General features: G+C 63.8%; 28 protein-coding genes and 1 pseudogene. 10 read left to right on the forward strand and 19 right to left on the reverse strand.

Annotated features, from left to right (window positions below):
* Nucleotides 1–120: 120 nt before the first annotated feature.
* On the reverse strand, nt 121–1,050 hold the full coding sequence (locus tag NX773_RS15010) for a LysR family transcriptional regulator (protein ID WP_258857444.1): 930 nt from the start codon (nt 1,048–1,050) through the stop codon (nt 121–123).
* Nucleotides 1,051–1,149: 99 nt separating this feature from the next.
* Here NX773_RS15010 and NX773_RS15015 point away from each other — a divergent pair, with 99 nt between their 5' ends.
* The 3 genes and pseudogenes from NX773_RS15015 to NX773_RS15025 all read left to right on the forward strand — a co-directional run bounded on the left by NX773_RS15015 (nt 1,150) and on the right by NX773_RS15025 (nt 2,926).
* Nucleotides 1,150–1,710 carry a cytochrome b gene (locus tag NX773_RS15015; RefSeq protein WP_258857134.1) on the forward strand — a complete coding sequence of 187 codons (561 nt, stop codon included), beginning with the start codon at nt 1,150–1,152 and terminating at the stop codon, nt 1,708–1,710.
* A 128-nt stretch (nt 1,711–1,838) separates the two neighbouring features.
* Nucleotides 1,839–2,309, forward strand: a pseudogene (locus NX773_RS15020) (YceI family protein); the annotation flags it as partial.
* Nucleotides 2,310–2,335: 26 nt separating this feature from the next.
* Entirely contained in the window at nt 2,336–2,926 is a 591-nt protein-coding gene (locus NX773_RS15025) for a YceI family protein (RefSeq protein ID WP_258857135.1), read from the forward strand.
* A 15-nt stretch (nt 2,927–2,941) separates the two neighbouring features.
* On the opposite strand, the gene NX773_RS15030 is transcribed toward NX773_RS15025, so the two are convergent.
* Nucleotides 2,942–3,691 (reverse strand): winged helix-turn-helix domain-containing protein, encoded by a 750-nt coding sequence (locus NX773_RS15030; RefSeq protein ID WP_258857136.1) that lies wholly within the window; start codon nt 3,689–3,691, stop codon nt 2,942–2,944.
* A gap of 76 nt (nt 3,692–3,767) precedes the next feature.
* Nucleotides 3,768–4,235 carry a GNAT family N-acetyltransferase gene (locus NX773_RS15035; protein WP_258857137.1) on the reverse strand — a complete coding sequence of 156 codons (468 nt, stop codon included), beginning with the start codon at nt 4,233–4,235 and terminating at the stop codon, nt 3,768–3,770.
* A 116-nt stretch (nt 4,236–4,351) separates the two neighbouring features.
* Between NX773_RS15035 and NX773_RS15040 the strand changes: the two genes are divergently transcribed.
* The 3 genes from NX773_RS15040 (at nt 4,352) to NX773_RS15050 (ending at nt 6,357) form a co-directional block, all read left to right on the forward strand.
* The gene (locus NX773_RS15040) at nt 4,352–4,951 is read left to right on the forward strand and encodes a TetR/AcrR family transcriptional regulator (protein WP_258857138.1); all 600 of its coding nucleotides are present in this window, start codon (nt 4,352–4,354) and stop codon (nt 4,949–4,951) included.
* Between the two features lie 220 nt (nt 4,952–5,171).
* A complete protein-coding gene (locus tag NX773_RS15045; RefSeq protein WP_258857139.1) occupies nt 5,172–5,564 on the forward strand; it encodes a DUF6010 family protein in 393 nt (130 codons plus the stop codon).
* A 13-nt stretch (nt 5,565–5,577) separates the two neighbouring features.
* Nucleotides 5,578–6,357 carry a carbon-nitrogen hydrolase family protein gene (locus tag NX773_RS15050; protein WP_258857140.1) on the forward strand — a complete coding sequence of 260 codons (780 nt, stop codon included), beginning with the start codon at nt 5,578–5,580 and terminating at the stop codon, nt 6,355–6,357.
* Between the two features lie 6 nt (nt 6,358–6,363).
* Here the strand turns inward: NX773_RS15050 and NX773_RS15055 are convergent, their stop codons facing one another.
* Together NX773_RS15055 and NX773_RS15060 are read right to left on the reverse strand one after the other, a co-directional pair.
* Complete coding sequence (locus tag NX773_RS15055) at nt 6,364–6,603, reverse strand: helix-turn-helix domain-containing protein (RefSeq protein ID WP_258857141.1); 240 nt, start codon at nt 6,601–6,603, stop codon at nt 6,364–6,366.
* A gap of 10 nt (nt 6,604–6,613) precedes the next feature.
* Complete coding sequence (locus NX773_RS15060) at nt 6,614–7,165, reverse strand: outer membrane beta-barrel protein (RefSeq protein ID WP_258857142.1); 552 nt, start codon at nt 7,163–7,165, stop codon at nt 6,614–6,616.
* A 341-nt stretch (nt 7,166–7,506) separates the two neighbouring features.
* Between NX773_RS15060 and NX773_RS15065 the strand changes: the two genes are divergently transcribed.
* The gene (locus tag NX773_RS15065) at nt 7,507–9,162 is read left to right on the forward strand and encodes a sensor histidine kinase (RefSeq protein WP_258857143.1); all 1,656 of its coding nucleotides are present in this window, start codon (nt 7,507–7,509) and stop codon (nt 9,160–9,162) included.
* The gene (locus NX773_RS15070; protein WP_258857144.1) at nt 9,159–9,857 is read left to right on the forward strand and encodes a response regulator; all 699 of its coding nucleotides are present in this window, start codon (nt 9,159–9,161) and stop codon (nt 9,855–9,857) included. Before NX773_RS15065 ends, NX773_RS15070 begins: the two co-directional genes overlap by 4 nt.
* A 4-nt stretch (nt 9,858–9,861) precedes the next feature.
* Here the strand turns inward: NX773_RS15070 and NX773_RS15075 are convergent, their stop codons facing one another.
* The 13 genes from NX773_RS15075 to NX773_RS15135 all read right to left on the reverse strand — a co-directional run bounded on the left by NX773_RS15075 (nt 9,862) and on the right by NX773_RS15135 (nt 20,155).
* Entirely contained in the window at nt 9,862–10,767 is a 906-nt protein-coding gene (locus NX773_RS15075; RefSeq protein ID WP_258857145.1) for a type II secretion system F family protein, read from the reverse strand.
* 9 nt (nt 10,768–10,776) lie between these two features.
* Nucleotides 10,777–11,751: a type II secretion system F family protein gene (locus NX773_RS15080; RefSeq protein WP_258857146.1), complete on the reverse strand. Its 975-nt coding sequence runs from the start codon at nt 11,749–11,751 to the stop codon at nt 10,777–10,779.
* Between the two features lie 9 nt (nt 11,752–11,760).
* Entirely contained in the window at nt 11,761–13,107 is a 1,347-nt protein-coding gene (locus tag NX773_RS15085; protein ID WP_258857147.1) for a TadA family conjugal transfer-associated ATPase, read from the reverse strand.
* 9 nt (nt 13,108–13,116) lie between these two features.
* Nucleotides 13,117–14,271 (reverse strand): CpaE/TadZ family protein, encoded by a 1,155-nt coding sequence (locus NX773_RS15090; RefSeq protein ID WP_258857148.1) that lies wholly within the window; start codon nt 14,269–14,271, stop codon nt 13,117–13,119.
* A gap of 14 nt (nt 14,272–14,285) precedes the next feature.
* A complete protein-coding gene (locus tag NX773_RS15095; RefSeq protein WP_258857149.1) occupies nt 14,286–14,720 on the reverse strand; it encodes a TadE/TadG family type IV pilus assembly protein in 435 nt (144 codons plus the stop codon).
* Nucleotides 14,717–15,142, reverse strand: a complete 426-nt coding sequence (locus NX773_RS15100) for a TadE/TadG family type IV pilus assembly protein (protein ID WP_258857150.1) — start codon at nt 15,140–15,142, stop codon at nt 14,717–14,719. The genes NX773_RS15095 and NX773_RS15100 overlap by 4 nt, the downstream gene beginning before the upstream one ends.
* 3 nt (nt 15,143–15,145) lie before the next feature.
* Nucleotides 15,146–16,426 (reverse strand): pilus assembly protein TadG-related protein, encoded by a 1,281-nt coding sequence (locus tag NX773_RS15105; RefSeq protein ID WP_258857151.1) that lies wholly within the window; start codon nt 16,424–16,426, stop codon nt 15,146–15,148.
* A gap of 6 nt (nt 16,427–16,432) precedes the next feature.
* A complete protein-coding gene (locus NX773_RS15110; protein WP_258857152.1) occupies nt 16,433–16,654 on the reverse strand; it encodes a Flp family type IVb pilin in 222 nt (73 codons plus the stop codon).
* Between the two features lie 69 nt (nt 16,655–16,723).
* Nucleotides 16,724–16,999, reverse strand: a complete 276-nt coding sequence (locus NX773_RS15115) for a hypothetical protein (protein WP_258857153.1) — start codon at nt 16,997–16,999, stop codon at nt 16,724–16,726.
* 11 nt (nt 17,000–17,010) lie between these two features.
* On the reverse strand, nt 17,011–18,534 hold the full coding sequence (locus NX773_RS15120) for a type II and III secretion system protein family protein (RefSeq protein ID WP_258857154.1): 1,524 nt from the start codon (nt 18,532–18,534) through the stop codon (nt 17,011–17,013).
* 26 nt (nt 18,535–18,560) lie between these two features.
* Nucleotides 18,561–19,382, reverse strand: coding sequence for a Flp pilus assembly protein CpaB (gene cpaB, locus NX773_RS15125; protein WP_258857155.1), 822 nt, complete (start codon nt 19,380–19,382; stop codon nt 18,561–18,563).
* A 16-nt stretch (nt 19,383–19,398) separates the two neighbouring features.
* Entirely contained in the window at nt 19,399–19,989 is a 591-nt protein-coding gene (locus tag NX773_RS15130) for an A24 family peptidase (protein WP_258857156.1), read from the reverse strand.
* Between the two features lie 7 nt (nt 19,990–19,996).
* Nucleotides 19,997–20,155, reverse strand: a complete 159-nt coding sequence (locus tag NX773_RS15135) for a hypothetical protein (RefSeq protein WP_258857157.1) — start codon at nt 20,153–20,155, stop codon at nt 19,997–19,999.
* Nucleotides 20,156–20,473: 318 nt separating this feature from the next.
* Between NX773_RS15135 and NX773_RS23635 the strand changes: the two genes are divergently transcribed.
* A complete protein-coding gene (locus tag NX773_RS23635) occupies nt 20,474–21,058 on the forward strand; it encodes a PEP-CTERM sorting domain-containing protein (protein WP_258857158.1) in 585 nt (194 codons plus the stop codon).
* Nucleotides 21,059–21,270: 212 nt separating this feature from the next.
* Nucleotides 21,271–24,024, forward strand: a complete 2,754-nt coding sequence (locus NX773_RS15145) for a PAS domain S-box protein (protein ID WP_258857159.1) — start codon at nt 21,271–21,273, stop codon at nt 24,022–24,024.
* A 58-nt stretch (nt 24,025–24,082) separates the two neighbouring features.
* Here the strand turns inward: NX773_RS15145 and NX773_RS15150 are convergent, their stop codons facing one another.
* Nucleotides 24,083–24,580 carry an arsinothricin resistance N-acetyltransferase ArsN1 family B gene (locus NX773_RS15150; protein WP_258857160.1) on the reverse strand — a complete coding sequence of 166 codons (498 nt, stop codon included), beginning with the start codon at nt 24,578–24,580 and terminating at the stop codon, nt 24,083–24,085.
* Nucleotides 24,581–24,593: the final 13 nt, after the last annotated feature.

Raw genomic sequence — 24,593 nt, forward strand, 5'->3', positions numbered from 1 at the left:
AAACGCCCAATGAGGCACACCGGGCGTCAATAGAGCTTGATCCACGCGCAACGAAAAAGGCCGTCGCGCGTCAACCTATTTAAGGACGAGACACCGGAGCGTCTGCACACCCTGCTTTACTCAAATGCCCGGCGCTTGCGCCGGCAGCTGCACCATCAGGCGCGACGCTTCGCGAAATCGGCCAATTAGCCATTCGGTCGCGGGGCCGGTCGCAAAATCCAGACGTCGGATCAGGGAGAACGGATAGACCAGCCGCTGACGATCGGCCAGCGCCAGCCGCACCAGCGTCCCGTTCGCCAAATCCGGTTCGATAATGTGCGCCGGCATCGAGCCCCACCCGAGCCCCGCGACCAGCAGCCGGTGCTTTGCATCGAGGTCGCCCAAGCGCCAGGTGCGCGTCGAATAGACGTTGAAGTCGCGTCCCTCGGTCATCCGGCTGCGGTCCGACAGCACCAGTTGGGTGTGTTCGCGCAGGGCCGTGACAGGAATCTGTTCCTGGAACTGGGCGAGGGGATGAGAGGGCGCCGCCACCACTTCCAGATGAATCGCGCCGGCCGGGCCGGCATCGATCTGGTCCGGCCAGCTACCCTGCGGACCGGCGATGCCGAAGCCGGATTCGCCGTCGAGCACCAGACTCAACACCCCTCCCAGCGCCTCCATCTTGAGCTTGAGCGCGGTCGTCGGAAATTCTTCGGCAAATGCCTGCAATACCGGCACCAGCGCAGCCGACGGATACATCACATCGACCGCCAGCGAGACCTCGCCTTCCAGCCCCTTGGCCAGGCCCTCCGCGCGTGCCGCCAGTTCGCTGACCAGCAGGTCCACGCGGCGCGCATCGGCGAGCACGGCGCGGCCGGCTTCCGTCAGCACCGGGCGCCTGCGCCCACGCTCGAACAGCGCAAAGCCGAACTGCGCTTCGAGGTTGCCGATGGTGTAGCTGATCACTGATTGGGCCCGGTCGAGCGCGTCCGCAGCCTTGGAAAAGCTGCCGTGTTCAACGACAGCGAGAAAGACCCGCAACTGGTCAAGAGAGGGCGTTCGGTCGGCCATGGTATCTAAAATTTGGATATTAACGATCCATTTTAAGCGATTGTTTGCATGGGAGCTGCGCCATATCATGATGAACATCATGTTTATGCACCGAAAGCAATGAAGCATTCCATCCCGACCCATACCACCGCCAAATACACGAACACCGCAATGGCACTGCACTGGGCCGTCGCCGCGCTGATGGTGTGGGGCTTTGCGCTTGGCTGGATCATGACCGAAATCCACGGCATTACGCCAACCAAGCTGCGCTACTTCTCGTGGCACAAATGGATTGGCGTGACGGTACTCGTCCTGGCACTGGCGCGCCTGCTGTGGCGGGTAACGCACCAACCGCCCGATTTACCCGACGGAATGCATGGTTGGGAAAAGCTGGCGGCCCATGCCGGCCATGCGCTGCTCTACGTGCTGATGCTGGCGATACCCGTCAGCGGCTATTTCTACACGTCGGCAGCCGGGGTGCCGGTCGTTTATCTCGGCGTCGTCCCGCTGCCTACCATCATCGATGCCGATCCCGCACTCGCTAAGTTGCTCAAGACAATCCACATCTGGCTGAACTATGGCTTGCTGGGCGCGGTGGCGGGGCACCTGCTGGCAGTCGTCAAACACCAACTATTCGATCGCCAACGCCTGCTGCAGCGGATGCTGCCGTTCGGCCGGTAACGATACAAATTTTCAGGAGGCCCATCATGTTCCACCAATCCAAAGTCCGCATGCTTGCGCTGCTTGCCGGCGTGTCGCTCGGCGCCAGCGCGCTCGGCACGGTCGCCTAGGCAGCTGTCGATGCCCAGAAGAGCAGCCTGACTGCGACCTTCAAGCAGATGAACGTCCCGGTCGATGGCAAATTCAAGACAGTCACGGCCAAGCTCCAGTTCGATCCGGCCAACCTGGCCAAGTCGAAGGCGCAGATCGATGTCGATGTCGCCAGCTTCGATCTTGGCAACGCAGAGTACAACCACGAAGTGACCGGCAAGGACTGGTTCGACGCAAAGAGCTTCCCGCGCGCGAGCTTTGTTTCCAGCTCCATCAAGCCGGGCGCCAATGGCCGTTACGACGTCACGGGAACGCTGACGATCCGCGGCAAAGCAAAGAGCGTGGTCGTCCCCATGCAGTACCGCAAGGACGGCGCGGCCCAGGTGTTTGACGGCGTGCTGCCGATCAGGCGCCTTGACTATGGCGTCGGGCAGGGCGACTGGGGCGATACCGCCATCGTCGCCAACGACGTCCAGCTGAAATTCCACATTGTTTATACCGGCCAATAAGGCTGATTTCACCTCAGGAGTATATTTTGAAGAAGCATTCTCTCGTCGCCGCCCTGTTCGCCGCTCTCTCGGTCACTTTCGCTGGTTCGGCCATGGCCGCCGCGACCACCTACAATCTGGACCCGACCCATACCTATCCGAGCTTTGCGGCCGACCACTTTGGCGGAATCTCGACCTGGCGCGGCAAGTTCACCAAGAGCAGCGGCACCGTCACGCTGGACCGCGCCGCCAAGACCGGCACTGTGGATGTGACGATCGACGTGGGCTCGGTTGATACGGGCAACGTCCCGCTGGACAAGCACCTGAAAACCGCCGAATTTTTCGATGTCGCCAAATTCCCGACCGCCCACTTCAAGGGCAGCGATATCCGTTTTGAAGGCGACACCCCGGTTGCCGTCAGCGGTGAATTCACCTTCCACGGCGTCACCAAACCCCTGACCCTGAAGCTCGAATCGTTCAAGTGCTTCGTCAACCCGATGATCAAGCGCGAGGTGTGCGGCGCCGAAGCCAGCGCGCAGTTCGACCGTGCTGATTTCGGCGTGAGCTATGGCGCCAGCTACGGCTTCAAGACCCTCACCCAGCTGCATATCCAGGTCGAGGGCATCAAGGCCGATTAAGCGGCCAGCGCCCGGTCAGGCGGCGAGGGAAGCCGGGGCCGGGCGCGCTTGTCGCAGCGAATACCCTTGCCGGTACAGCGTGACGAGCGTCAGCCGGAAATTGCTCAGCTCCTCGAGCTTGAGCCTGAGCTGGTAGATCGCCACGCGAATATTATTCATCGCGCTGGATTTGCCGGACTCGTTAAAGAACGCCACCAGCTCGGCCAATGAGATTACCCGGCTTGACCTGGTCAGGAAGAATTCAGCGAGCGCCACTTCGGTTGGACTGAGCCGCACCGAACGGCCGTTCAGCGAAATGGCCCGGCGCTCGCGCTCCAGGGTGATCTCGCCACAAGGGAGCCGGTGCACACTGCGTTGGCAGCCGGTTGCCAGCGCCAATAGCCGGAACGCCAATTCCGCCGGGCTGAAATCGGGGAACAGCCAGTCCGCCACGCCCCGACTATGCTGTGCCATCGATTGCAGATTTGCTTCGCTGGACGCGATCCCAATAACCGGCACGGTGAGGCCGGCTTTCTTGCGCAGGTGCGACAGGCGGGCGAGCAGGGCGCTGTCGCCGCCGTCGACCACGATGATCGTCAGCCCGTCTGGCGCGATCGCGAGATCCTTTTCGCTGGCAACAGCCTCGATATATGTCACGGAAGGCACGATCCCGGCGCGCCCCAGCAGTTCCGTGCCACGATGCAGCCGACGCGGCCCCTCGCCAAATGCTGCCTTCACCTTCTCGAAGGTCGAATGACTACCGATGATGTTAATGGCGAGATTCATTGCGCTGAGTTAAAGCAAGAATGGTTGCGTTAGTCGCAGTATAACACGGAAAAATACTAATGCAACCATGCTTGCGTTAAGGCTCGGAGCCGGCATCCCCGACATCCCAGGTACACAGTCCCTTGGTATGCAGGCTTGCGCCAAGGCGCTGATAGAAACGGATCGCCCCTTCGTTGTCGCTCTCCACGCCCCAGCGTATCCGCGTATGGCCGGCGGCGAGCGCGACCTCCCTTGCACGCGCCATCAATGCTTCCCCAATCTTCCTGCCGCGATATCTGGCGGTGACAAAAACGTCATCGATCATCATGAAGTGCGCGCCCAGCCAAATGGAGTAATTCACGGTGTAGGAGACGTAACCGGCAGGCTCGCCATCGAATAGAGCGAGCAGGACGCCAAATTGCGGGGCCTTGCCGAAACCAGCGCGCCTGAGCTCGGAAGGGGTGGTATGAACGTGCTGCAAAGCGTTGTGGTGCTCGGCTTCTTCGAGCATCAGGCTGTAGAAGACCTCAACGTCCTGTTCGGTCGCGGGGCGGATTTCGATCATGCTTCCTCTCAAAATGAAGACAAACAAAAAACAGAATGGTGATGGCTGTGTACATCAGCAAGCGCAGCCCGAATTGCGTTAAGATGCCCGGACGCGTGAAATCGACGGATGAACGAATGGAACCGAGCACAAAACAAAAGCGGACCGGCGGCAGGAGTGCGCGGGTGCGCGAGACGGTGATCGCGGCAGCACTTGAAGAGCTTGCGAACAAAGGCTACGACGGCTTCAGCATCGCCAACGTGGCGAAGGCTGCGGCGGTGCACGAAACGTCGATTTACCGGCGCTGGGGAACGCGCGATGCGCTGATCATCGATGTGCTGGACGCAGCGCACATGGCGCCGATCCCGGATCTGGGAAGCCTGCATGCGGACCTTTGCCAGCTGATGATCAACTCGCGCGATCTGATGTGCTCCCCGCTTGGCCGCAGCCTGCTGCAGCTGGCTGCATCTGTCCAGCCCGAAGGCGCGTTTTATCCGGTAATGAAGCAATTCTGGCAGCGCCGCATTCCGGCGCTCGAGGGCATCTTCGCGCGTGCCGTGGCACGGGGGGAATGGAATGCGCAGGTTCCGTTCCGCATGCGGCTCGATTCGCTCCTGGGCGCGGTGACATGGCGGGTGAGCGTGACCCACGATGGGGTGACGGACGAGTACATCGAAGACCTGGTGTCGTTCCACTGTATCGGCGCTCTTGCGGGAGCAAACAAGGAAAATGGATAAGTCGCGTGAAAAGAAGCCCCACGGCGGCCGTGGGGCAAAGCTGTGCGGGAGAGTCATCTGCAGGAGATAACGGTGCACATCATAGTTCGGCATTGGCTGCCCGCCGATGAACATTAGCATGGGCTAATCAGACAAAAAATTAGCGGCCGCTAAACATGGATTTCTCCCAGTGACGATCGCCATAGAATTGCCCGTTCGAGCAACGAACTGAGGAAGGGGCATGGAAATACTGGTCGGTGTTATCTTGGGCTTGATGGCGGTGGGGAGTGCGCGGCTGGTTGGCTTTGACCGGGAGCGCAGCTTCTTTCCTGTGGTGCTGATCGTGATTGCGACCTATTACCTGCTGTTTGCAGCGATGGGCAAGCAGCCGGGATCCCTGCAGAGCGAAGCCATGGCCGCGGTCGTGTTTGCCGCTATTGCGATGGCAGGGTACAAGCGCAGCTTGTGGCTGGTGCCCTTGGGACTGGCGGCGCACGCCGTTTTCGATCTCGTCCACGGCGAACTGATCGTCAATCCAGGCGTGCCGGATTTCTGGCCGACGTTTTGTCTTGGATTCGATCTGGTCGCCGCGGCCTATCTTGCCGCTCTGTTGTGGCGAAAGGAACTTACTTAGTGAAAGCCTTAGCGTGAACCCGGAATATTCAACCAAACTGCCGGTGCTTGCTGCGGCCCAGTGTGCCGTACGGGATGGCGACATCGCGTGCAATGTTCAGCGACACCTCTGCTTCATGGAAGCCGCGCGCAGCCATGACGTCCAATTGCTCGTTTTTCCAGAGCTGTCGCTGACGGGCTACGTTCCACCGCAACCCAGCGAACTTGAACAAGACCTGGATACGCCTTTGATTGCGCCACTGCGCAGCTACGCGCGCGAGGCGAGGATGACAACCGTGATCGGTCTGCCTCTACGATCGGGTTCCCATGACAAGCCGTTGATCGCAGCCTTTGTGCTGCATGCGGATGGGGCCTTATCCGTGTACACAAAAGTTCATCTCCATTCAGGTGAAGAGCTGCATTTCGCGCCGGGGAACGGTGGTGATCTGCTCGAACTTTGCGACACGCGGCTGGCGTTGTCGGTATGTGCCGATTTCAGCCAGCCCTCGCATGCGGCGGCGGCCGCCCGTGCGGGCGCGCAGGTGTACTTGTCCAGTGTCCTGATCAGCGAACGGGGCTATCCCGCCGACAGCGCCACCTTGCAGGGGTACAGCAAGACCCACGAAATGGCCGTGCTGATGGCAAATCATGGTGGACCGACCGGCGGGTGGACTTCGGCCGGGCGCAGCGCTTTTTGGGACCGGAGCGGTCAGATGATTGCGAGCACCGCAGGCCCTGGCAATCAGCTGATGATTGTCTCTGGTAGCCACGGGAAATGGACTGGATTTTCAACCGCCGTGGCCATTTCGGAGTAGCCAGCATCACTTGCGCGGCAGGTAAAAGCGTGCGAGGTCCTCCAGCGAGACCCCGTACGCATGCGCCACTCCAACGACCGTCCTGAACTGCGGATTTGCCACTTTTCCCGCTTCGATGCGGGACAGCACCGGCAGGTTCAGCCAGGCCTCGGCGTGGCCGAATCGTTCGGTGTGTACGCGCAGGACATCCGACAAGATCATCCCGCGCTTGAGCCGAACCTGGACAAGATACTCGTGCATCTGCACTGGCAGTTCCTCAGAACTTGTAGCGCAGGCCGACGGAGAGATTGTCGAGTTTCAGCGTACCTTCATCGGCGTTGATGGCTTTGCCGTAGTATTCATACTCGGCGAACACGGCGATTTTCTCGTCCAGGGAATAGCTGACGCCAAATCCAAGCATCGGGGTCACGCGACGGGTATCGAACACTTCGACCTTGGTGCCTTGCGTGGCCCGGCCGGTGGTGCCGGGGCGGGCGATGCCCAGCTTCGCGTAACCGGAAAAATCCTTCGAAATGGCCATGCGCCCGGTCACCGCGGCGTAGAAGGTTTTCGGTTCCACCGAGACCGTGGTATCGCCACCGGAAATCGAGGCCTTGCCAAAGTAGGTGTAGCCGGCTTCCATGCCAAAACCGTTGGCGAATTCGTAGCCCGCGAAGAGCTTCGCGCTCGTCGAACTCATCGAAAGATCAATCGTTTCCGCATTCATTTTTTGTTGGGCCCGGCCGACGCTGGCTCCGACGTAGGGCTCGCCCGCCAGGGCAGGAGCGATGGACGACCCGATCAACAACATCACTACTAGCTTCTTCATGTGGCAGTTCCTTGAGTTTGTGAGGGACTGAACAATATCCAAACTCCGGCTGGGCGAGAAACATCATTAGCGCAAGCTAATCTGTGTGCCGATTGGCGGTCTGTTGCCGCGCGCGTTGTGTGTGCGTCAACTGAACAATTTGTGCAGTCTTTTTCTTATTCGCAATAACTTTGTTTCGATGAATAAATTTTCCCAAAATCAGCTTTCAATCCCATCAGCAAAAAGCCAACTCATCGAATCGAATTTCGCTACCGATAATTACAAGCGCGGCATATAATTTTCTCGACGGCCTCGTCAATTCGAAGCCGCATTTCTGTTCCGAAATAATCTCGTCGGTTTTTATGCCAGCCTTTTGGATACGTCGCGATAGCGTTGCCGCCGCTGCACAGTCGGATGCCGCGGACGAGCAGATCATCGCGCGCATTCGCCTTGTGCTGACCGTGGCAGCGTTCCTGTCGGCTGCGGCAGCCGCGCCGCAGCCAGACGGCGTGCTGCTCTGGCTGCTCGGGGCTTACATGGCGATGGCGCTTGGCTTATTCCTGGCGGCCGAGGCGGAAATGCGGCTTTCCTTTCAACGGGCGCTGCATTGGTTCGATCTGTTGTGGTGTTTTCTATTTTTGAATGTCGGCTCTTTCGATCCGGGCGACTTTCTGCGGTTTTTCCTTTTCGCAATTCTATCCGCCGGTTTGCGACAGGGTTTTGACGAGGGCGCCAAAATCGCGCTTGTAGCTGCAACAGGTTATGGAATTTCGACGCTGAATAATTTAAGTGAAGATAATCTGTCGCTTATTTTTGTGCGAACCGTTTTTATTTGCGCACTCGGCTACCTGATTGCGCAATTGGGCGAGCAGCGGCTGCAATTGCGGCGCCGGATCGCGCTGCTGCGCGCGCTGGCCCAGCCGTCCAACGCCCGCCTTGGCATCGACCACACGGTCACCGCAATGATGGAAGGGACCCGGGCCTTTTTCGCGGCCGACCGCTGCGTTCTCGTGCTTGGCGCGCCGGGAAAGGGCTGGACCGTGCGCACGGTGCAGGCCGGCGGCCCGCTGGCGGTACCTGCCGTGGCGATCGATCCCGATGCCGCCCAACCATTCCTGGCGGTCCCCGACGACGGCACCATCCTGTACCGGCGCCGTCGCCTGGCGCGACTGCTGCCCGCGCATCCGCACGAGCGGCGCCACTGGCGGCCGCACGCGTCGCTGCCGTGCGAGCGCGTGGCCGACCTGCTGGAGGCCGACAATTTCATCAGCGCGCCGGTGGTGCTGGCCGAGGCGTCCGGGCGCGTGTACGTCAGCCGCGCAAGCCAGCCATACACGCGCAGCGACGCGCTGTTCCTGTCCCAGGCTGTGGCCCAGGCGATGCCGGTGGCGGAGCACGTGGCACTGCTGGACCGGATTGCCTCCGAAGCCGCCAGCAATGAGCGCCAGCGCCTGGCGCTGAACATGCACGACACCGCGGTGCAGCCGTACATTGGACTTGCGCTGGGACTGGCGGCGCTGCGGCTCAAGGTCCCGCCGGACAATCCGATCGCGCCGGAACTGGACGCGCTGGCGGGCATGGTGCAGTCCGTGATCGCCGACCTGCGCGACTTCGCCGGCAGTGTCGCGAACCGGGCACAGGGCGACCAGGCCGAATCGCTGTGCAGCGGCGCGCTCGCGCGACTGGCGGTCCAGATGCGCGAGCGGTACGGGCTGACTGTGCGCGTGGACGTGCAGAAGGGGATGGAACTGGGCGACCGGCTCGCCGCGGAAGTCATCCAGATCGTGCGCGAGGGATTGAACAACATCGGCAAGCACACCGCGGCGCGCGAAGGCGTGGTGCGGGTGCGGCGTGCCGACCGCAAGTTGAGCATCGAGATCGACAACGTGTGCGCCGAAGGCGCGGTGGGTCCCTTCGTGCCGCATTCGATCAGGCAACGTGCGGCCGTGCTGGGCGGGCAGGTGCATGTGCACCGCGCCAGCAGCGCGACTGCGGTTTGTGTGGAGATACCAATATGAATAATACTGAGGGGGCCGGCACGATCAGGGTCATGCTGGTGGACGACCATTCGACCCTGCTATGGGGACTGGAACGCCTGATCGATGCCGAAACGCCGCGCATGTGCGTGGTGGGCGCCGCGCGCGCGGCCGACGAGGCGGTGGCCAAGGCAGCAGCCCTGGTGCCGGACGTGATCGTGCTGGACCTGGACCTGGCCGGGCAGGACGCGGCCGAGTTCCTGCCCGCGATGCTGGACAATGGCGTGTCGCGTGCGCTGGTACTGACCGGGGAGCGGCGCCACGGAGTGCTCGATGCCGCCGTGCGCGCCGGCGCGCGCGGCGTGCTTGGCAAGGAAGCTTCGGCCGAGGTGCTGCTCAAGGCAATCGAGAAGACCCATGCGGGCGAACTGTGGCTCGACCGCGAGATGATGGCGCGCGTGTTCTCGAGCCTGACCGCGCCGCACCAGGGCGACCCGCTGGTCCAGCGCCATGCGTCGCTGACCGGCCGCGAGCGCGTGGTGATCGATGCCGTGGTGGCGTATTCCGATTGCCTGAACAAGACGATCGCGCAGCGGCTTTGCATGTCCGACCACACCCTGCGCAACCACCTGACCACCATCTACCATAAGCTCGACGTGAAGACGCGGCTCGAATTGTACGTCTATGCCACGCGCCACAAGCTCGCCCGGCCAATCGCGGAGCACGCCCATCATTGACGCCTTACGGCTGGCCAAAGAGCGTGGGCACCGAACGGATGATGGAGATGCCGGCAGGGCCGAGGATCACCATGATCACGGACGGGAAGATCAGCAGCACCAGCGGCAGCAGCATCCTGGTTGACACCGTTGCCGCCTTCTCTTCGGCGCGTACCAGCCGCTTGTGCCGGAGGTCGTCGGAGAACACGCGCAGCGAGTCGCCGATGCTGCTGCCGAACTTGTCGGCCTGGGTCAGCATGGCCGCAAACACGCCCACCTCTTCGATGCCCGTGCGCTCCGCCAGGTGACGCAGCGCCTGTTGCCGCGGCACGCCGGCGCGCAGCTCGAGGTTGGTCAGGAACAGTTCTTCGGCCATGGCCAGGCTGCGGTGCCGCATCTCGTCGGCGATGCGCTGCATCGACGAATCGAGTCCCTGTCCAGCCTCCACGCAGACCAGCATCAGGTCAGCCGCATCGGGAAAGCTCTCGAAGATGTCGCGCCGCCGCTCGCGCACCTTCAGGCCGAGGACGAAGTTGGGCGCGTAGCAGCCGACCAGTGCGGCGACCAGCACGAACAGCAAGGTGTTCAGGTTGCTGGTGCCGGTCTGGCGCAGCACGAACCAGGCGGGCAGGCCAAACGCCAGCGGCAGCACGGTTTTCAGGCCATAGTAGATGGGCCGCGCGTCGGCACGCCGGATGCCTGCGTTCACAAGGCGCTGGCGGAGCGGAGAGCTGTTCCAGTCGCCATCGGGCAGCGACAGGCGCGCAAACGGACCTACCAGCTGGGCGACGGTATCGGCCCAGCCGCTTTGCTCGCCTTGTGGTTGCAGTGAGCGCATGCGCTGTTCGATGCGAGAGGGACGCAGAAGCAGCCAGGTGCCCAGCACTGCGCAGCTGGCGGAGGCGCCGATGAGAATGGCAAAGATCAGCATGATGACCACCTATACGCGGACGTGAGTGATGCGCCTGAGCCAGAGCACGCCGACCAGCATCATGCCCAGCATATTGCGCACGAGCGTGATGCCCATCGGGTCCAGCCAAAGCGGTTCCATGAATTTGCGGTTGACGCTGAAGATCACGGCGAACAGGAAAAACGGGAGCAAGGCCACGAACCATGCCGACAGGCGGCCTTCGGCCGTCAGCACCCGCACGCGGGAGATGAGTTTGAGGCGCTCGCGTATCAATCGGCTCAGGTTTGCCAGCAGCTCGGTCAGGTTGCCACCGGCCTCGCGCTGCACCAGCACGGCAACCACGAAGTAGCGCAGGTCCATGAGCGGCACGCGCTGCTCCAGGTTGAGCAGCGCCTGGTCGAGCGGGATGCCGAAGCTGACTTCCTCATGGGTCAGGCGCAGTTCGCTTGCGATCGGGTCGCTCATCTCCGAACCTGCCATTTGCAGCGACGACGAAAAGGCGTGGCCGGCGCGCAGGGCCCGCACCAGCAGGTCCAGCGCCTCGGGCAGCTGCCGTTCCAGTACTGCTAACCGCAGCGCACGCTTGCGCGATACGTAGGCGACTGGGACAGCGCCCGCCGCCAGCGCAACCAGGAGCGCCTGCCACGCGGGCGTGCGCAGCAAAGCCTGTACCAGCAGGCCGGCGCCCGTGGCGGCGCCGAGACAGGTGACGGCAAGCCGCGGCGCGCTCCATGGCACGCCGCTCTGGAGCAGCCAGGATTCGAGCTGTGGCCGTGTTTGCCAGCGTGCCATGAGCCGGTCGAACACCCTCAGCGGTTCCGGACCGCGGCGCAGCAGCGTGGCAGCGTCACGCGCTGGCGCGCGCCCGAGCCGCCGATCGAGGCGCCGCGACGCGTCGCCACGGTAGGACTGCCACGTCAGGTAAGCGCCCGCAAACAGCAGCAGGAGGGCAGCGAGCAGCAATGCGGCAAACAGCAGGGGCGAAGCTGAACGAAAGATGTCCATGGCTTTCTCCTAGAAGACCCTGCGCTGCGGATCGAAGGTATGTTCCGGCAGCTGCAGGCCGAACGTGCGCAGGCGTTCGATGAACTTCGGCCGCACGCCGGTCGCCTGGAAATGGCCCTCGACTTCGCCTGTCGGGCCGACGCCGGTCTGGCGAAACCCCATGATCTCCTGCATGGTGATGACGTCGCCTTCCATGCCGGTGATCTCCTGGATGCTGGTGATCTTGCGCTTGCCGTCGGTCAGGCGCAGCGCCTGGATGACCACCGTGATCGCCGATGCAATCTGCTGGCGCATCGCCTTGAGCGACAGGTTCAGGTTCGCCATGCCGATCATGTTCTCCAGCCGCGCCAGCGCATCGCGCGGCGTGTTGGCGTGGATCGTGGTGAGCGACCCCTCATGTCCTGTGTTCATGGCCTGCAGCATGTCGATCGCTTCCATGCCCCGGACCTCGCCGATGATGATGCGGTCGGGGCGCATGCGCAGCGCGTTGCGCACCAGCGCGCGCTGGTTGATTTCGCCCCGGCCCTCGATGTTCATCGGCCGTGTCTCCAGGCGCACCACGTGCGGCTGTTGCAGCTGCAGTTCGGCCGCGTCCTCGATCGTGACGATCCGCTCGTCGGCCGGGATATAGCCCGACAGGATATTGAGCAGGGTGGTTTTCCCCGCGCCCGTGCCGCCCGAGATGATCATGTTGACCTTGGCCTTGCACAGCGCCTCCAGCAGCGCCGCCATGTCGGGCGTGAGGCTTTTGAGCTCGTCGCTCATCAGGTTGGACATCTTGAGCGGAATATGGGCAAAGCGCCGGATCGACATCATGGCGCCGTCGATCGCGATTGGCGGGATGATGGCGTTGACCCGCGATCCGTCGGGCAGGCGGGCATCAACCATCGGGCTCGATTCATCGATGCGCCGGCCGACCAGCGACACGATCTTGTCGATGATGCGCAGCAGGTGCTTCTCGTCGCTGAAGCAGACCGCCGTACGTTCGAGCCGGCCGCGCCGTTCGACGTACACCTGGTCATAGCCATTGACCAGGATGTCGGACACCGTCGGGTCGGCCATCAGCAGCTCCAGCGGGCCGAAGCCGAGCATTTCGTGCTGGATGTCGCGAATCAGCCAGCGGCGTTCGATGTCGTTGACCGGCGTCGCTTCGGTCTCGAGCATGCGTTCGATGGACGAGGCGATCTCGGCGCGACGCAACTCGGGGGCGGCGCCTTCCAGCGCGACCAGGTCGAACTGTTCGACCAGCCCCATGTGGATGCGCGCCTTGAGCGCCAGGTAGCTGTCGGACTGCGCAACGCCGCCTGCGACCGCGGATAGCCCCGGTCCGCTGTTCAGTTTTTCACGGAGTGACATGGCGTCTCCCTATGCCGCGCGGCCGAGCAGGCGGCCGAACAGGCCCGGGCTCTTTGCGAGCGGTTCTTCGGTCAGGCCGCGCGCGAAGTCCGCCAGGTTGCGGCTGACCGGATTGCTGCGCGCCGCCAGCGCCAGCGGGTCGCCCTGGTTGATTGCGGCCGTCACCTGACGGTATGAGTTCGGTACCGTATGGATCGTCAGCTTGCCCAATGCCCGCTCGATATCGGCCACACCAATGTCGGCACGTTCGAAGCGGTTGACGATCAGTTCGACGCGTTCGTTGCCGTAGCCGAGCGCGCGAAAGGCCAGCAGCAGCTTCTTCGCATTGCGCACCCCCGGCACGGACGGCTGCATGACGATGAAGATCTTGTCCGCGCGGTCCAGCGCCTTGACGCTGGTGCCATCGATGGTCCGGCCCACGTCCATGAGCACGAAGTCGTAATTGGCGGCGGCCAGGCTTACCACCGCTTCGATATGGTCCGGCTTGATCTCCATCGACTGCGCCGGGTCCTCGGGCGCGGCCAGGATGCTCAGCCGGGGGCCCAGCCTGGTCGCGCTGGACGCCAGAAAGCTGGCATCGAGCCGCCCGATTTCGCGCGCGACGTCGGCCAGCGTGGAGGCCGGGGCGCCGTCGTGCAGGAACGACAATGCGTCGCCGAACTGCAGGTTCAGGTCCATCAGCAGCACCGAGCGGCGCGTGGCCAGTTCGGCTGCCAGGTTGGTCGCCAGGAAGGTTGCGCCGGCGCCGCCCTTGCAGCCGATGAAGGCGAACACGCGGCCGTCGGCCTTGCCCTGGCTGATGCGCATCCTGGTGACGATGCGCTCCAGCGCCGATTGCAGGGCGATCGCGCTGACCGGGCAGGGCAGCACCTCGCGCACGCCGGCGCGCATCGAGTTGATCAGGAATTCAGGCGAGGCGCTCGCGCACAGCAGCACCACCGCGACGTTGGGATGGTGGGCCGACAGGTACTCGACCTGCGTCAGCTCGGCAGGGTCGCAGCACATCCCTTCGACGATCACGATGTCTGGCCGTTCGCATTCGACGACCTCACGCATCTTGCTCTTGCCGCCTTCGACGAGCACGCTCTGGTGGGCGCAAGTGTGCAGGACACTGCCTAGCTGCTGCAGGTGCTCCGGGCTGGGTGAGATCAGTGCGACTTTCATGACGTCCTCCGAACTTATTGGCAAAACGTGGCGGAATACGGGTCCTGCCGCAGGCTTTCGCGGGGCAGGTAGGTGCTGAAGTTCGTGCCCGGGATGAGAATCGTCGGGCGCACGGCATCGGGAATCGGCGCCAGCCACTGGAAGTCGAAGTCGGTGATGGTCACCGTCACGCCCTGGCAGGTGCTGGCCGTGCAGCCGGCCGGATTCCATGCAATCGAATAGGCTGAAATCGCGGGTAGCATCTCGCGCATTTTGTTCAGCAGTTCGCCATCGCTCCCGTTTGGATCGACGCAGGCGGCGGCGTAGCGCGCACCGTGGCGGGTTGCCTCGGTCGCGGCATTCCACGTAAAGAGCAGGCGCGCAAAGTCCATGAGCCCCAGCGTGAATGTCAGGAACAGGACCAGCACCAGCGAAAACTCCACCAGGGTGGCTCCATGCTGGCGCGTCATAGCGGACACCTCATGGTCGCAGTGATGTCGCCGAAGGTGATGGTCGGCAGGGCCAGGCCAAAAACCTCCGCGACCGCCGGTTTGAACTGATAGCCGGTAATGCGCACCGTGACGGTGTTGATCAGCGGGTCGCTGCCGGCCAGCTGCCATACCGGGTCCGGTACCATGGCCGTCGTGAGAGCGGGGTCGAGCGCGCTGCCGCTGCCATCCACGGTGCCATACATGATCAGGTTGCGCGACTGCGCCTGATGGGTGCCGGCCTGCTGCACCGACATGTAGCGCGCCGCGTCGCGCACGGACTTGACCGCAGCGTTGTAGCGCTGCAGCGCGCGGCCGAATTCGGTGACGGTAAACATCAGCATCACGATCATGGGGAAGATCAGCGCGAATTCGATGATGGCGGTTCCGTGTTCGCGTTTCATGGCTCACCTCACGAGGACCGGGACCAGCGGGCCGGCCACGCCGCCGGCCAGGCCATTGGTGGTGCAGGGCGTGTCGATCGCGGACGCGTTGCCGATGAATTCCATCTGGCCGTCGTTGTTGGGACCGGCCAGTGGTGCCAACATCAACATGCAGGCAAAGTCGACGATGGTGCTGGTCGTGTCCAGCACGGGGACCATGACGATGCGCCTGTTGTAGCCGTAGCTCGCGTGCTCGCCGCCGGCACCTGGGGTGGCCACGCTCTTGAAGCTGTTCAGCGCGTTCCTGTCGCCAAAAGCGATCTGTGCGCCGTCCTTCAAGTCGGTGCCGGTGTCGTCGAACGATGCAAATGCCGCGCGCTTGGTGAGGTAATTCTTTGCCGTGGCGCCGATGCCGCCGTCGCCGCTGAATGCATTTTGCGGTACCTTGTTGCTCCAGTTCGTGCTCGTGTAAGCGTAGCCGGTAAAGTCGGGATGGTTGTCGCTGGCCGAGTCCTTGTTCTTGTAGATGCCAAAGCGCTGGTTCCACGGCACGTCGACGCTGGTTTGCGCACCGGGCGTGCCGACCGAGTCACCGGCCTTGACGCCGCATTTGCCGTTCTCGGACAGTTCGATGGCGGTCTCTTTCGCGTCATTGCTGCCGTCCAGGTTGTACCACCCCATTTCGCCGGGGCCGGCGCCAATCTTCTTGCCGTAGATGGTGACCCATTCGCCCGGCGCGAATCCGTAATTGGGAGGGCCTTTGCCGGCCTTGGCCCGCAGCGCCACCGGGATGGGGCAGGTGCTCTGCGCATGGCCGCGCGTTGCCACGGCCACCGCATACACGGAATGCGTGGTCGGGAAGCCGTCGGAGGAATAACGGGTCAGCAGCTGGAGCAGGAAGGTGTGCACACCGGGCTGTGAATGCTGGCACTGCACGTAGCGCGCGGCGACCGAATCGGAGGTGGCGCTGTTGGTCGAATCAAAAAAGCTGATGTCGTCGGCGCTGACCTTGGCTTGCCCGTCCCAGTTTGCAGATTGCAGGTTGACCCGGTTCAGGTTTGCCGCCGCCATGCCGGCGTTGATCGCCCTGGTGGTGGACGTGCTTTGACCATCGAGCTCCTGGGCGGCAGCGAGGGCGCAGCTATCCAGTGCCGTCTGCAACTCGGTGCGCACGATGAACAGGCGTGACAAGTCGATCGCGATGCCTGCGAAGCCAATCAGGAACAGGAGCATGAGGCTGAACGTGAGGACAATGGTGCCGCCCTCGCGTCCAGCCGTTGCCGCGGTCGGATCCCTCGGCTTCATTTTCAATCAGGCCGGCGTTGCGGTCAGTTTGCAGGTGCCGCCGCTCAGGCAGGCGGTCACGTTGGTGGTGAAGTCCTTCAGCCCCCCCGGCGCCAGCGCGGCCAGCGCTGCGACCAGCGCGATCGACACGACCGCAATGATCAGCGCGTATTCGACGACCTGGGCACCGTCTTCGTCGTTGGCAAACGAGCGCACGGCATCAGCAAACGATTGAGCAAGTGTTTTCATTTTCAGTACCTTTCATTGAGGATGGTGGGCTGCTGTGGCCCAGGGGATGACCGCTCGGAAGCGGATTGGCTACTTGGTCGAGCCGCCGTTGACGGCTCCTCCAATATTGATCACGTTGGTTACTGGCGGTGGCGCCTTGAAGCTGTCCTGGTAGCGCTTCTGTGCCTCGATCGCGGGCTGGGTGCCGATGCCGAGCGCCTGGTCGGGATTGCGGCCCGCGTCCGGGTTGAGCACTTGCGCCATGCGCGCCTGGCGCACCGCGTCGCCAAAACGCGCGTCGTATTGCGGCGTGGCCGAGCAGCCCGCGAGCATGCCAATGAACAGGAAATATGCGGTGGGTTTCATGTCGATCGTCCTTACTTCGAGGGCGCACTGCGCTTGCCTTCGGATGCGCCCATGATCACGGCATCGGCGCGCGATGGTTCTGCGTGAACGTCGGTCGGCAGTGCCGCGCTGGTCGCGGTCGGCTTGACCAGACGCGGCGTCACGATGAACACCAGTTCCGTCTGGTCCTTCTGGAACTCGCTGGACCTGAACAGCATCCCCAGGATCGGCACGTCGCCGAGGCCCGGGAACTTCTTCAAGGTCTCGGTGACGTTGTTGCGAATGAGGCCGGCCACCGCAAAGCTCTGGCCGTCGTTCAGCTGTACCGTCGTGTCCACGCGCCGTGTGGTCAGCGATGGCAGGATGGCGGTGACATTGCCGACCGTGGTGAACGGCGAGCCGGTCTGCGACAGCTCGGACACCTCGGACACCAGCTTGAGATTGACGCGGCTCCCATCGAGCACGGTCGGCGAGAATTTGAGGCCGACGCCGAACTCCTTTTCCTCGAGGGTGATGGTGGTGCCCAGGCCCTGCGGCGTCTGCGCCACCGGAATGAAGATCTTGCCACCCGAGAGGAAGCTGGCCGACTGGCCGCTGATTGCCATGATGTTCGGCTCCGCGAGCACGCGCACCAGGCCATCCTTCTTCTCGGCATCGATGCCGAGCAGGGTCGCCCCGCTCGATGCCGTGTTCATGGTGGCGTTGGCGGCCGCGCTGCCACCACTGACCGAGGCGCCGGCCGCGCCCATCACGGTTCCGCCGGCGCTGTTGCGGTTGAATTTGCCGAACAAGGCGGGGTTGCCGCCGAAGATGCCCGAGATCACGCGGGAGGTCAGTCCGTCGGCGGAGGTGAACATGCGCGCATAGTCGATGCCAAAGCGGTCGAGCAGCGTTTTGCTGACCTCCGCGATCTTCACCTCCAACATGACCTGCTGCGGCGTGGTCACGCGCAGCAGGTTGACTACGCGCTTGCCGTCACCATAGGCCGCGGCCACGCGCATCGCCTCGTCCAGCTTGGCCATGTCGTTGACGCGGCCGGTCAGCACCAGCGCGTTCTCGGCCGCTTTCACGCGGATCTCCTTCTCCTCGGGCATCACCTCGGCCAGCTTGGCCTGCAGGGTCGCTGGGTCGATCGAGACCACGATGTCCTGCAGGTAGCAGGCGCCGTTCGACTCCTGCAGGATCACGTTCATGGATCCGGCGCGGCGTCCGCGTACGAACAGGTCGGTTGGGCTGAGCAGCAGGACGTCGGTGTCGGCGATGCCGGATTTGCTGTCAGCCGGCGTGGCGGTTGCGGCGGAACCGGCGGCGCCTTCCGCCGCCGCAGCCTTGCCCACCACCGGACCGTCGACCACCACCCGCGTCACCGGCGCCTTGAGCGGGATCACCCGCGACTTGCCTAGCATGACGGTGACGGCCGGGCGTTCGATCACGCCCGCGCAGTGCCGCACCAGGCGGTCGCTCACGCCGGCCGGCTTGGCCACTTTGGCGGCGTTCGCGCCGCCGCACACGGTCACGCATGCCAGCCACACGGCGGTTCGGATGGTTCGGTTCACGGTGTTCTCCCGTTGGGATGTTCTGGTCAGAAGCAGCTCAGGTAGCGGTGCCCGTCACGCAGCACCTCGACGCAGGTGCCAGCCGATGCCACGGTGCGCACCACCTTCGGTCGCGGCGTGGGCGCTGCCGGCGGGCGCGCCGGTTCGACGCCGAACAGTTCGTCCTTGGTGATGCCGCGCGTGTCGACCATCTGCTTGTCCACCTGGTTGCGCAGCACCAGGGACAGCGAGCCCACGCTGCGCGCCAGGTCGAGCTTCTCCGCGTCCTGCGGCGACAGTTCGAGCGTCACGGCGCTGACCACCTTCGGCTTGGTCGCGTCGCGCCCGGCTTCCTGCGCCACCGCCAGCACCAGCACCTGTTCGAGCACGGTCTTGCTGACCTGGCGCGGCGGTTCGTTATGCCCGCGCTCCTGCTGCGTGTTGACCATCACGTCGACATAAGTGCCGGGCAGGGCGAAGCCCGCAACGCCCACCACGTCGTTCACGCGCACTGTCATCGCGCGTTTGCCTTCCGCGATCACGGCCGACAGGCCGCCCTGCGTGCCGACCGGCGCAACCTTGCGCTCGATGACCGGTTCGCCCCGCGCCAGGCTCGTCTTGAGCGTGCGCTGCTGTACATCCTTGATTTGACCAAACGCGCCGGGCGGCACCGAGCCGGCCGGCCAGTCGGCCACCGTCACCATTTCGGGCGTGATGCGCGAGCCCAGTTCGATGTCGACGGCGGCAACCACGACCTTGTTGGCCGCGACGCCGGCGCGCTGCGCCACCCAACCGGTCGCATAGGCCGCCGCGGCAAGGCCGGTGAGCAGGGCGAGGACGATGAGCATGAGTCCTTTGATGTTCTTCATGACGATTCCTTTGCGATCAGATGAAACCGAGCTGGCGCGCGACGACGTTGCCGATGGTGGCCACCGCGATGCTCACGCCGAACGCCAGCTTTCCTGCCGACTGGTGCGCGCCCAGCTGCATGGCCGGGCGCTGGCCGCCAACCGCCGACAGCGCCAGGTGGCACAGCAACTGGCGCGTGTTATCGAGCAGGCGCCCGAACATGCCGTGGCACGCGGCGAAGGCCACGGCAGCAACGCCGCCCACCACGAAACTGGTTAACAGCGCGAACAGTGTGTCGTGCCATCCGAGGAAACTGCCGGCCATCGCCATCAGCTTCACGTCGCCGGCGCCCACTGCGCGCAGCATGTACATGGGGAACATCGCGATAAAGCCGGTCATGACTCCGCCGACGGGGAAACTCCAGCCGGCGCCCGGCAGCGGCGGCACCAGGATGGTCCACGCCATACCGAACGCCAGGCCGCTCGCGGTGAGCCAGTTCGGGATGCGAAAGCTGCGGTAATCGAATACGGCGGCGCCCAGCAGCAGCGCAATCAGTACGCCGGTACGCGGGTCCGTGACCAGCATGGCGAGCAGTTCGATCATTGCGCGTGCTTCGTCCAGTCTCATCTCGTCCTCACGTTTCCGTCCATGTCAGCCTGCGCAGCGCCAGAAAGGCGAGTCCGCCAAGCGCCACGATGATCGCGGCGAGCAGGACGAACTCCATGCGTGAACCGCCGTCGTCTTTCAACAGCCACCTCGCGGCGTTCGAGCAGGCGGACATCGAGCGTGTCATGCGGTCCTTCGTTCGGTGACATGCGTATCAGGCATGGAGCAAGTGTAGGCAGCGACGAACGCGCGGGCATGGGACATCGCGCTATTTTTGAGGGCGTAGTTTTGTACCGGGCGCGCGCGGGAAAGGCAGGACAGATGTCCCGGTCCACAATGGATGAGTCGCATTGCGACATCGGATTGCGAATTTTTTTATGCGTTCGATTCGCGCTTTGTACAAAACCCGCATGAACACGCTTAGGCTGTGGGTGCGGACACGCATCAGCCCGCCACCAGGTCCCGAACCCCCGGCGACCTGGCGCTCAACCTCAAGGAGCGAACCGTGAATACTGTACGAAATACCGTCATCGCAGGCCTGCTCGTCGCAGGCATTACCGCAACCTCCGCCAGCGCCGGCACGCTGACCTACCAGGGCGTTACGTTCACATCGAACTGGAGCGGGAACGTCCTGAGCCTGGAAATCGACGCCGCCAATCCCACCGGCGACTGGCTCACCGCGACCACGCTGGGCGCCCTGCAAATCAAGGATATCGGCACCTTCGATAGCGTCAGCCTGACCTCGGCACCGGGCGACGCGATCAACTGGACCCTGTCGTCGAACGAGCTGACGGCCAACGGCTGTGACGGCGGCGCGCATGTCGGGCAGAGCCTGTGTTACTCCGGCATGCACGTGGCCCTGACCGACAACATGATGTTCCAGTTCACCTTCACCGGCACCAACACCAACTTCACCTCGCCCCACCTGAAGGTCGAAATGTTCAATGGCGCCGGCGGCGACAAGGTTGGCAGCCTCCTGTCGCAGAACATCCCGGCGGCGCCTGTCCCGGAGCCGGACACGTACGCCTTGATGTTCGGCGGCCTCGCTGCGCTGGCCGCGCTGGCGCGCCGCCGCAAGGATCGCGGCTGAAGCCACCGGGATCGCGCGGGCCACGCGCCGCACGGTCCACAGACGCCCGTGCCTGCAATCGCAGGGCGGGCGTTTTTTTTTTCGGGTGCGACCAGTGCGCGGGTGGCGCGACCGCAGGCCGCGCAACAGAACTCATGGTTGGGCCCGCATGCTGTATGCTACAAAAAGTAGATGCATTTCGTTGTCCCCGAGTCAACCCATCAGGACGACACATGGATACGAGCTCCGCGCCACCTGGCTGTGACCTGGCATCACAAGCGCCGTCCACGTCGCAGAAGAAGTGCGCCATGGTGGTGCTGCTATGTTCTCTCGCGGGGAGTGTCGGCCTTGCGCCCTTCGTTCGTCTCCAGTGTCCGAGGGAACTCGCATTTGTCGGTATCTACGGCGCGGCGCTGGTCATCACCGACCTGCTGACCTCATTGTTCCTGGTCGGGCAGATGCCGGCGCGCCGCTCGCGCGGCGTGGCATTGCTGGCGTTCGGATACCTGTTCACGTCCATTGCGACGCTGTGCTACGTTGTCCTGTTCCCTGGCCAGTTCGCTGTGCTGGGCATCGACGCCCACAACGAACTCTCATCCTGGGTGTACTTGCTGGCGCACGGCGTATTCCCACTGTTCGTGGCCGGGTATGCGAGCAGCGGCAGGCAAGCGGCGCCCCGGTTTTTTGTGCGTACCGGGCTGGCCGGCGCGGCCTTGCTGGCCCTGGGGATGACGCTTGCGGTGGCGCTCCTGCTGCCACATCTCCCGCGCCTGCTGGATGGGGACCTGCACACCGCGGCCTACAAGACTGGCGTACGGCTGGACATGTTGATCGGCGCGGCCGCCCTGGCCAGCCTGATCCGGCGCCGGCGGTGGATGCTGCTCGACATATGGCTTGCGGTGGCCATGGTGGCGTGGCTGCTGGACGTGGGCTTGTCGGCCGGCCTTAACGGACAGCGCTTCGATGTCGGCTTTTACGCCGGGCGGCTGTACGGCCTGGCGGCATCGCTCATGGTGCTTGGCGTACTGGCGGCTGAAAACATGTCCCTGCACGAGCGCCTGAAGCGCGCGTTTGCCGAGACGATCGAAGCGCGCGCAACCCAAAAATCGCATGAATTGCTCGCGTCGGTCCTGCAGCAGCTGCCGGAGGGCGTGGTGGTGATCGACCGCGACGATCACTGTGTGATGGCCAACGAACGCGCAGCCAGCCTGGCTGGCCTGGCGCAGGGGATCGGTCCGCTCGCAGCCGCAAGCGAGGCGGTGCGTTCGCTGGTCGGCGACAAGGCCGACCGGATAGCGGAAGGGGCCAGCTTCCGGGGCGAGCTGGTCGAGAGCGCCGCAGACGGCAACCGCCGGGTGCTGTCGGTCAGCGGCTTGCCGATGCGCGACCGGGCGGGAACGATCACCGGCGCCGTCGTCACGCTCGATGATGTCACCGACAGGACCAATGCGGAGGAACAGGTCCGGCATGACCTCGTCAAATCGCGGGCGCTGCTGGAGAACACTCCGCTCGCGGCGGTGGAATGGGGCGCCGACCTGGTGGTGCGACGCTGGAACCGGCGCGCGGAAGAACTGTTTGGCTGGAAGGCGGCCGAGGTGGTGGGCAGGCGAATGGATGAGATCCTGTTCGTGCACGCGGATGATGCGCAGTCGGTCACGTCGATGTTGTCGCAGCTGCTTGCGTCCGGCCAGGTGTACCTGCGTTCCGAAAACCGCAATGTCACGCGCGATGGGCGGGTGCTGCACTGCGAATGGTACAACAGTGCGATTTACGGGGCAGGCGGCCAGCTGGACACCATGTTCTCGCTCGCGCTGGACGTGACGGCCACGCGCCACGCGATCGAGCAGCTGCGCGACGCGGACCAGCGCAAGGACGTTTTCATCGCAACGCTGGCGCACGAATTGCGCAATCCGCTGGCGCCTATCGCCAACGCGGCATCCTTGCTGCTGTCGAAGAAGGTCACGCCCGACCGGATCGAGTGGATCGCCTCGATGATCAGCCGGCAAAGCGGGCGCATGGCGCGCTTGCTGGACGACCTGCTCGATGTCAGCCGCATCAGCCGCGGCAAGTTCCAGCTGCACAGGGAGAGCACAGACTTCGGCAACCTCGTGCGCGAAGCCCTGCAGATCAGCATGCCACTGATCGAAACCGCGCGTCACCACATCCACGTCGACCTGCCGCAGGAAGCGGTGTGGGTGGACGTGGATCCGCTGCGCATGGCGCAGGTCGTGGTCAATCTGGTCAACAACTCAGCCAAATATACGCACCCCGGCGGCAGGATCGAGGTGCGCTTGCGCCAGCATGGGGACGCGGCGACATTGACGGTGGCGGACAACGGCATCGGTATCGAACCGGAGATGCTGGCGCACGTGTTCGAGCCTTTTGTTCAGACGGTGCGCGCGCGCGACCTGTCGCAGGGCGGGCTGGGAATTGGCCTGGCATTGACGCGTGGACTGGTCGAGCTGCACGGCGGTACGATCGCCGCCTACAGCAAAGGCAAGGACTGCGGGGCGGAATTCACCGTGGTGCTGCCGACATGCGCAGGCGCTCCCGTGGCGCACAGCGCCGCCGACGGCGCTGGCGCGACGCTCGCGGGCACCAGCATCCTGATCGCGGATGACAACGAAGACGCGGCCGAATCGCTGGCGCAGCTATTGCGGCTGCGCGGCGCGCACGTCGAGGTGGCGCACGATGGCGAAGAAGCACTGGCGCGTTTTCGGCAGCACCCCGCAGACATCGCCATCCTGGATCTGGGTATGCCAAAGCTCGGCGGCCTCGACGTGGCGCGCGCATTGGCGCAGATGACGCCGCGCCCATATTTGCTGGCGGTGACGGGGCGCGGCCGCAACGAAGACCGGCGCGATTCCGTGCACGCAGGCTTTGACGAACACATGACAAAGCCCGTGCCGCCGGGCCAGCTGATCAAGCTGCTCAGCCGAGTCGCCCCGGCACGGCAGCGCTCACCGCATATCGAGGCGGGTCTTTGATGCGGCGGCGGTGAAAGCATGCGCGGTGCACGAACAGTCGCTCATTGCCAATGGCGGGTCAAAGCTTGAGCTGCCAATATCCGACGTCGATCCAGCGATTGCGTTTGAAGCCCACCTCGCTGAAGTGCGCGGCCTTGGCGAACCCCACTGCTTCGTGCAGGGCGACACTGCGCTCGTTCGGCAGGGCGATCCCGCCGATGGCCAGATGGATGCCCTTTGCGCGCAACAGTTCGATCAGCGCGCGGTATAACGCGCCGCCCCAGCCCTGGCCCTGCGCGCCACCCTCCAGGTAAACCGACGTCTCGACCGAGTGCCGGTAGGCCGGCCGCACCCGCCATTTGGTCGCGTAGGCGTATCCACGCACTCGTCCATCGGCCTCGAGCACGAGCCATGGCAGCCCGGCGTTGTTGACATCATCGATGCGACGGGCCATGTCGTCCGCCGTCACCGGCACTTCCTCGAACGAGATCGTGGTCTGTTCAATGTAGGGGTTGTAGATGCCTGCCACGGCAGGGGCATCGGCGCGCGTGGCGGGACGGATGGTTGGTGAGGTCATGAATGGTTCCTGG

Source organism: Massilia solisilvae (assembly GCF_024753215.1).
GTDB classification, from domain to species: Bacteria; Pseudomonadota; Gammaproteobacteria; order Burkholderiales; family Burkholderiaceae_D; genus Telluria; species Telluria solisilvae.

What these genes read in the sequence shown, in the direction of transcription:
- NX773_RS15010 (WP_258857444.1), bottom strand. Translation starts at nt 1,050, where the DNA reads ATGGCCGACCGAACGCCCTCTCTTGACCAGTTGCGGGTCTTTCTCGCT.
- NX773_RS15015 (WP_258857134.1), top strand. Translation starts at nt 1,150, where the DNA reads ATGAAGCATTCCATCCCGACCCATACCACCGCCAAATACACGAACACC.
- NX773_RS15030 (WP_258857136.1), bottom strand. Translation starts at nt 3,691, where the DNA reads ATGAATCTCGCCATTAACATCATCGGTAGTCATTCGACCTTCGAGAAG.
- NX773_RS15035 (WP_258857137.1), bottom strand. Translation starts at nt 4,235, where the DNA reads ATGATCGAAATCCGCCCCGCGACCGAACAGGACGTTGAGGTCTTCTAC.
- NX773_RS15040 (WP_258857138.1), top strand. Translation starts at nt 4,352, where the DNA reads ATGGAACCGAGCACAAAACAAAAGCGGACCGGCGGCAGGAGTGCGCGG.
- NX773_RS15045 (WP_258857139.1), top strand. Translation starts at nt 5,172, where the DNA reads ATGGAAATACTGGTCGGTGTTATCTTGGGCTTGATGGCGGTGGGGAGT.
- NX773_RS15060 (WP_258857142.1), bottom strand. Translation starts at nt 7,165, where the DNA reads ATGAAGAAGCTAGTAGTGATGTTGTTGATCGGGTCGTCCATCGCTCCT.
- NX773_RS15065 (WP_258857143.1), top strand. Translation starts at nt 7,507, where the DNA reads ATGCCAGCCTTTTGGATACGTCGCGATAGCGTTGCCGCCGCTGCACAG.
- NX773_RS15070 (WP_258857144.1), top strand. Translation starts at nt 9,159, where the DNA reads ATGAATAATACTGAGGGGGCCGGCACGATCAGGGTCATGCTGGTGGAC.
- NX773_RS15075 (WP_258857145.1), bottom strand. Translation starts at nt 10,767, where the DNA reads ATGCTGATCTTTGCCATTCTCATCGGCGCCTCCGCCAGCTGCGCAGTG.
- NX773_RS15080 (WP_258857146.1), bottom strand. Translation starts at nt 11,751, where the DNA reads ATGGACATCTTTCGTTCAGCTTCGCCCCTGCTGTTTGCCGCATTGCTG.
- NX773_RS15085 (WP_258857147.1), bottom strand. Translation starts at nt 13,107, where the DNA reads ATGTCACTCCGTGAAAAACTGAACAGCGGACCGGGGCTATCCGCGGTC.
- NX773_RS15090 (WP_258857148.1), bottom strand. Translation starts at nt 14,271, where the DNA reads ATGAAAGTCGCACTGATCTCACCCAGCCCGGAGCACCTGCAGCAGCTA.
- NX773_RS15095 (WP_258857149.1), bottom strand. Translation starts at nt 14,720, where the DNA reads ATGACGCGCCAGCATGGAGCCACCCTGGTGGAGTTTTCGCTGGTGCTG.
- NX773_RS15100 (WP_258857150.1), bottom strand. Translation starts at nt 15,142, where the DNA reads ATGAAACGCGAACACGGAACCGCCATCATCGAATTCGCGCTGATCTTC.
- NX773_RS15105 (WP_258857151.1), bottom strand. Translation starts at nt 16,426, where the DNA reads ATGAAGCCGAGGGATCCGACCGCGGCAACGGCTGGACGCGAGGGCGGC.
- NX773_RS15110 (WP_258857152.1), bottom strand. Translation starts at nt 16,654, where the DNA reads ATGAAAACACTTGCTCAATCGTTTGCTGATGCCGTGCGCTCGTTTGCC.
- NX773_RS15115 (WP_258857153.1), bottom strand. Translation starts at nt 16,999, where the DNA reads ATGAAACCCACCGCATATTTCCTGTTCATTGGCATGCTCGCGGGCTGC.
- cpaB (WP_258857155.1), bottom strand. Translation starts at nt 19,382, where the DNA reads ATGAAGAACATCAAAGGACTCATGCTCATCGTCCTCGCCCTGCTCACC.
- NX773_RS15130 (WP_258857156.1), bottom strand. Translation starts at nt 19,989, where the DNA reads ATGAGACTGGACGAAGCACGCGCAATGATCGAACTGCTCGCCATGCTG.
- NX773_RS15135 (WP_258857157.1), bottom strand. Translation starts at nt 20,155, where the DNA reads ATGACACGCTCGATGTCCGCCTGCTCGAACGCCGCGAGGTGGCTGTTG.
- NX773_RS15145 (WP_258857159.1), top strand. Translation starts at nt 21,271, where the DNA reads ATGGATACGAGCTCCGCGCCACCTGGCTGTGACCTGGCATCACAAGCG.
- NX773_RS15150 (WP_258857160.1), bottom strand. Translation starts at nt 24,580, where the DNA reads ATGACCTCACCAACCATCCGTCCCGCCACGCGCGCCGATGCCCCTGCC.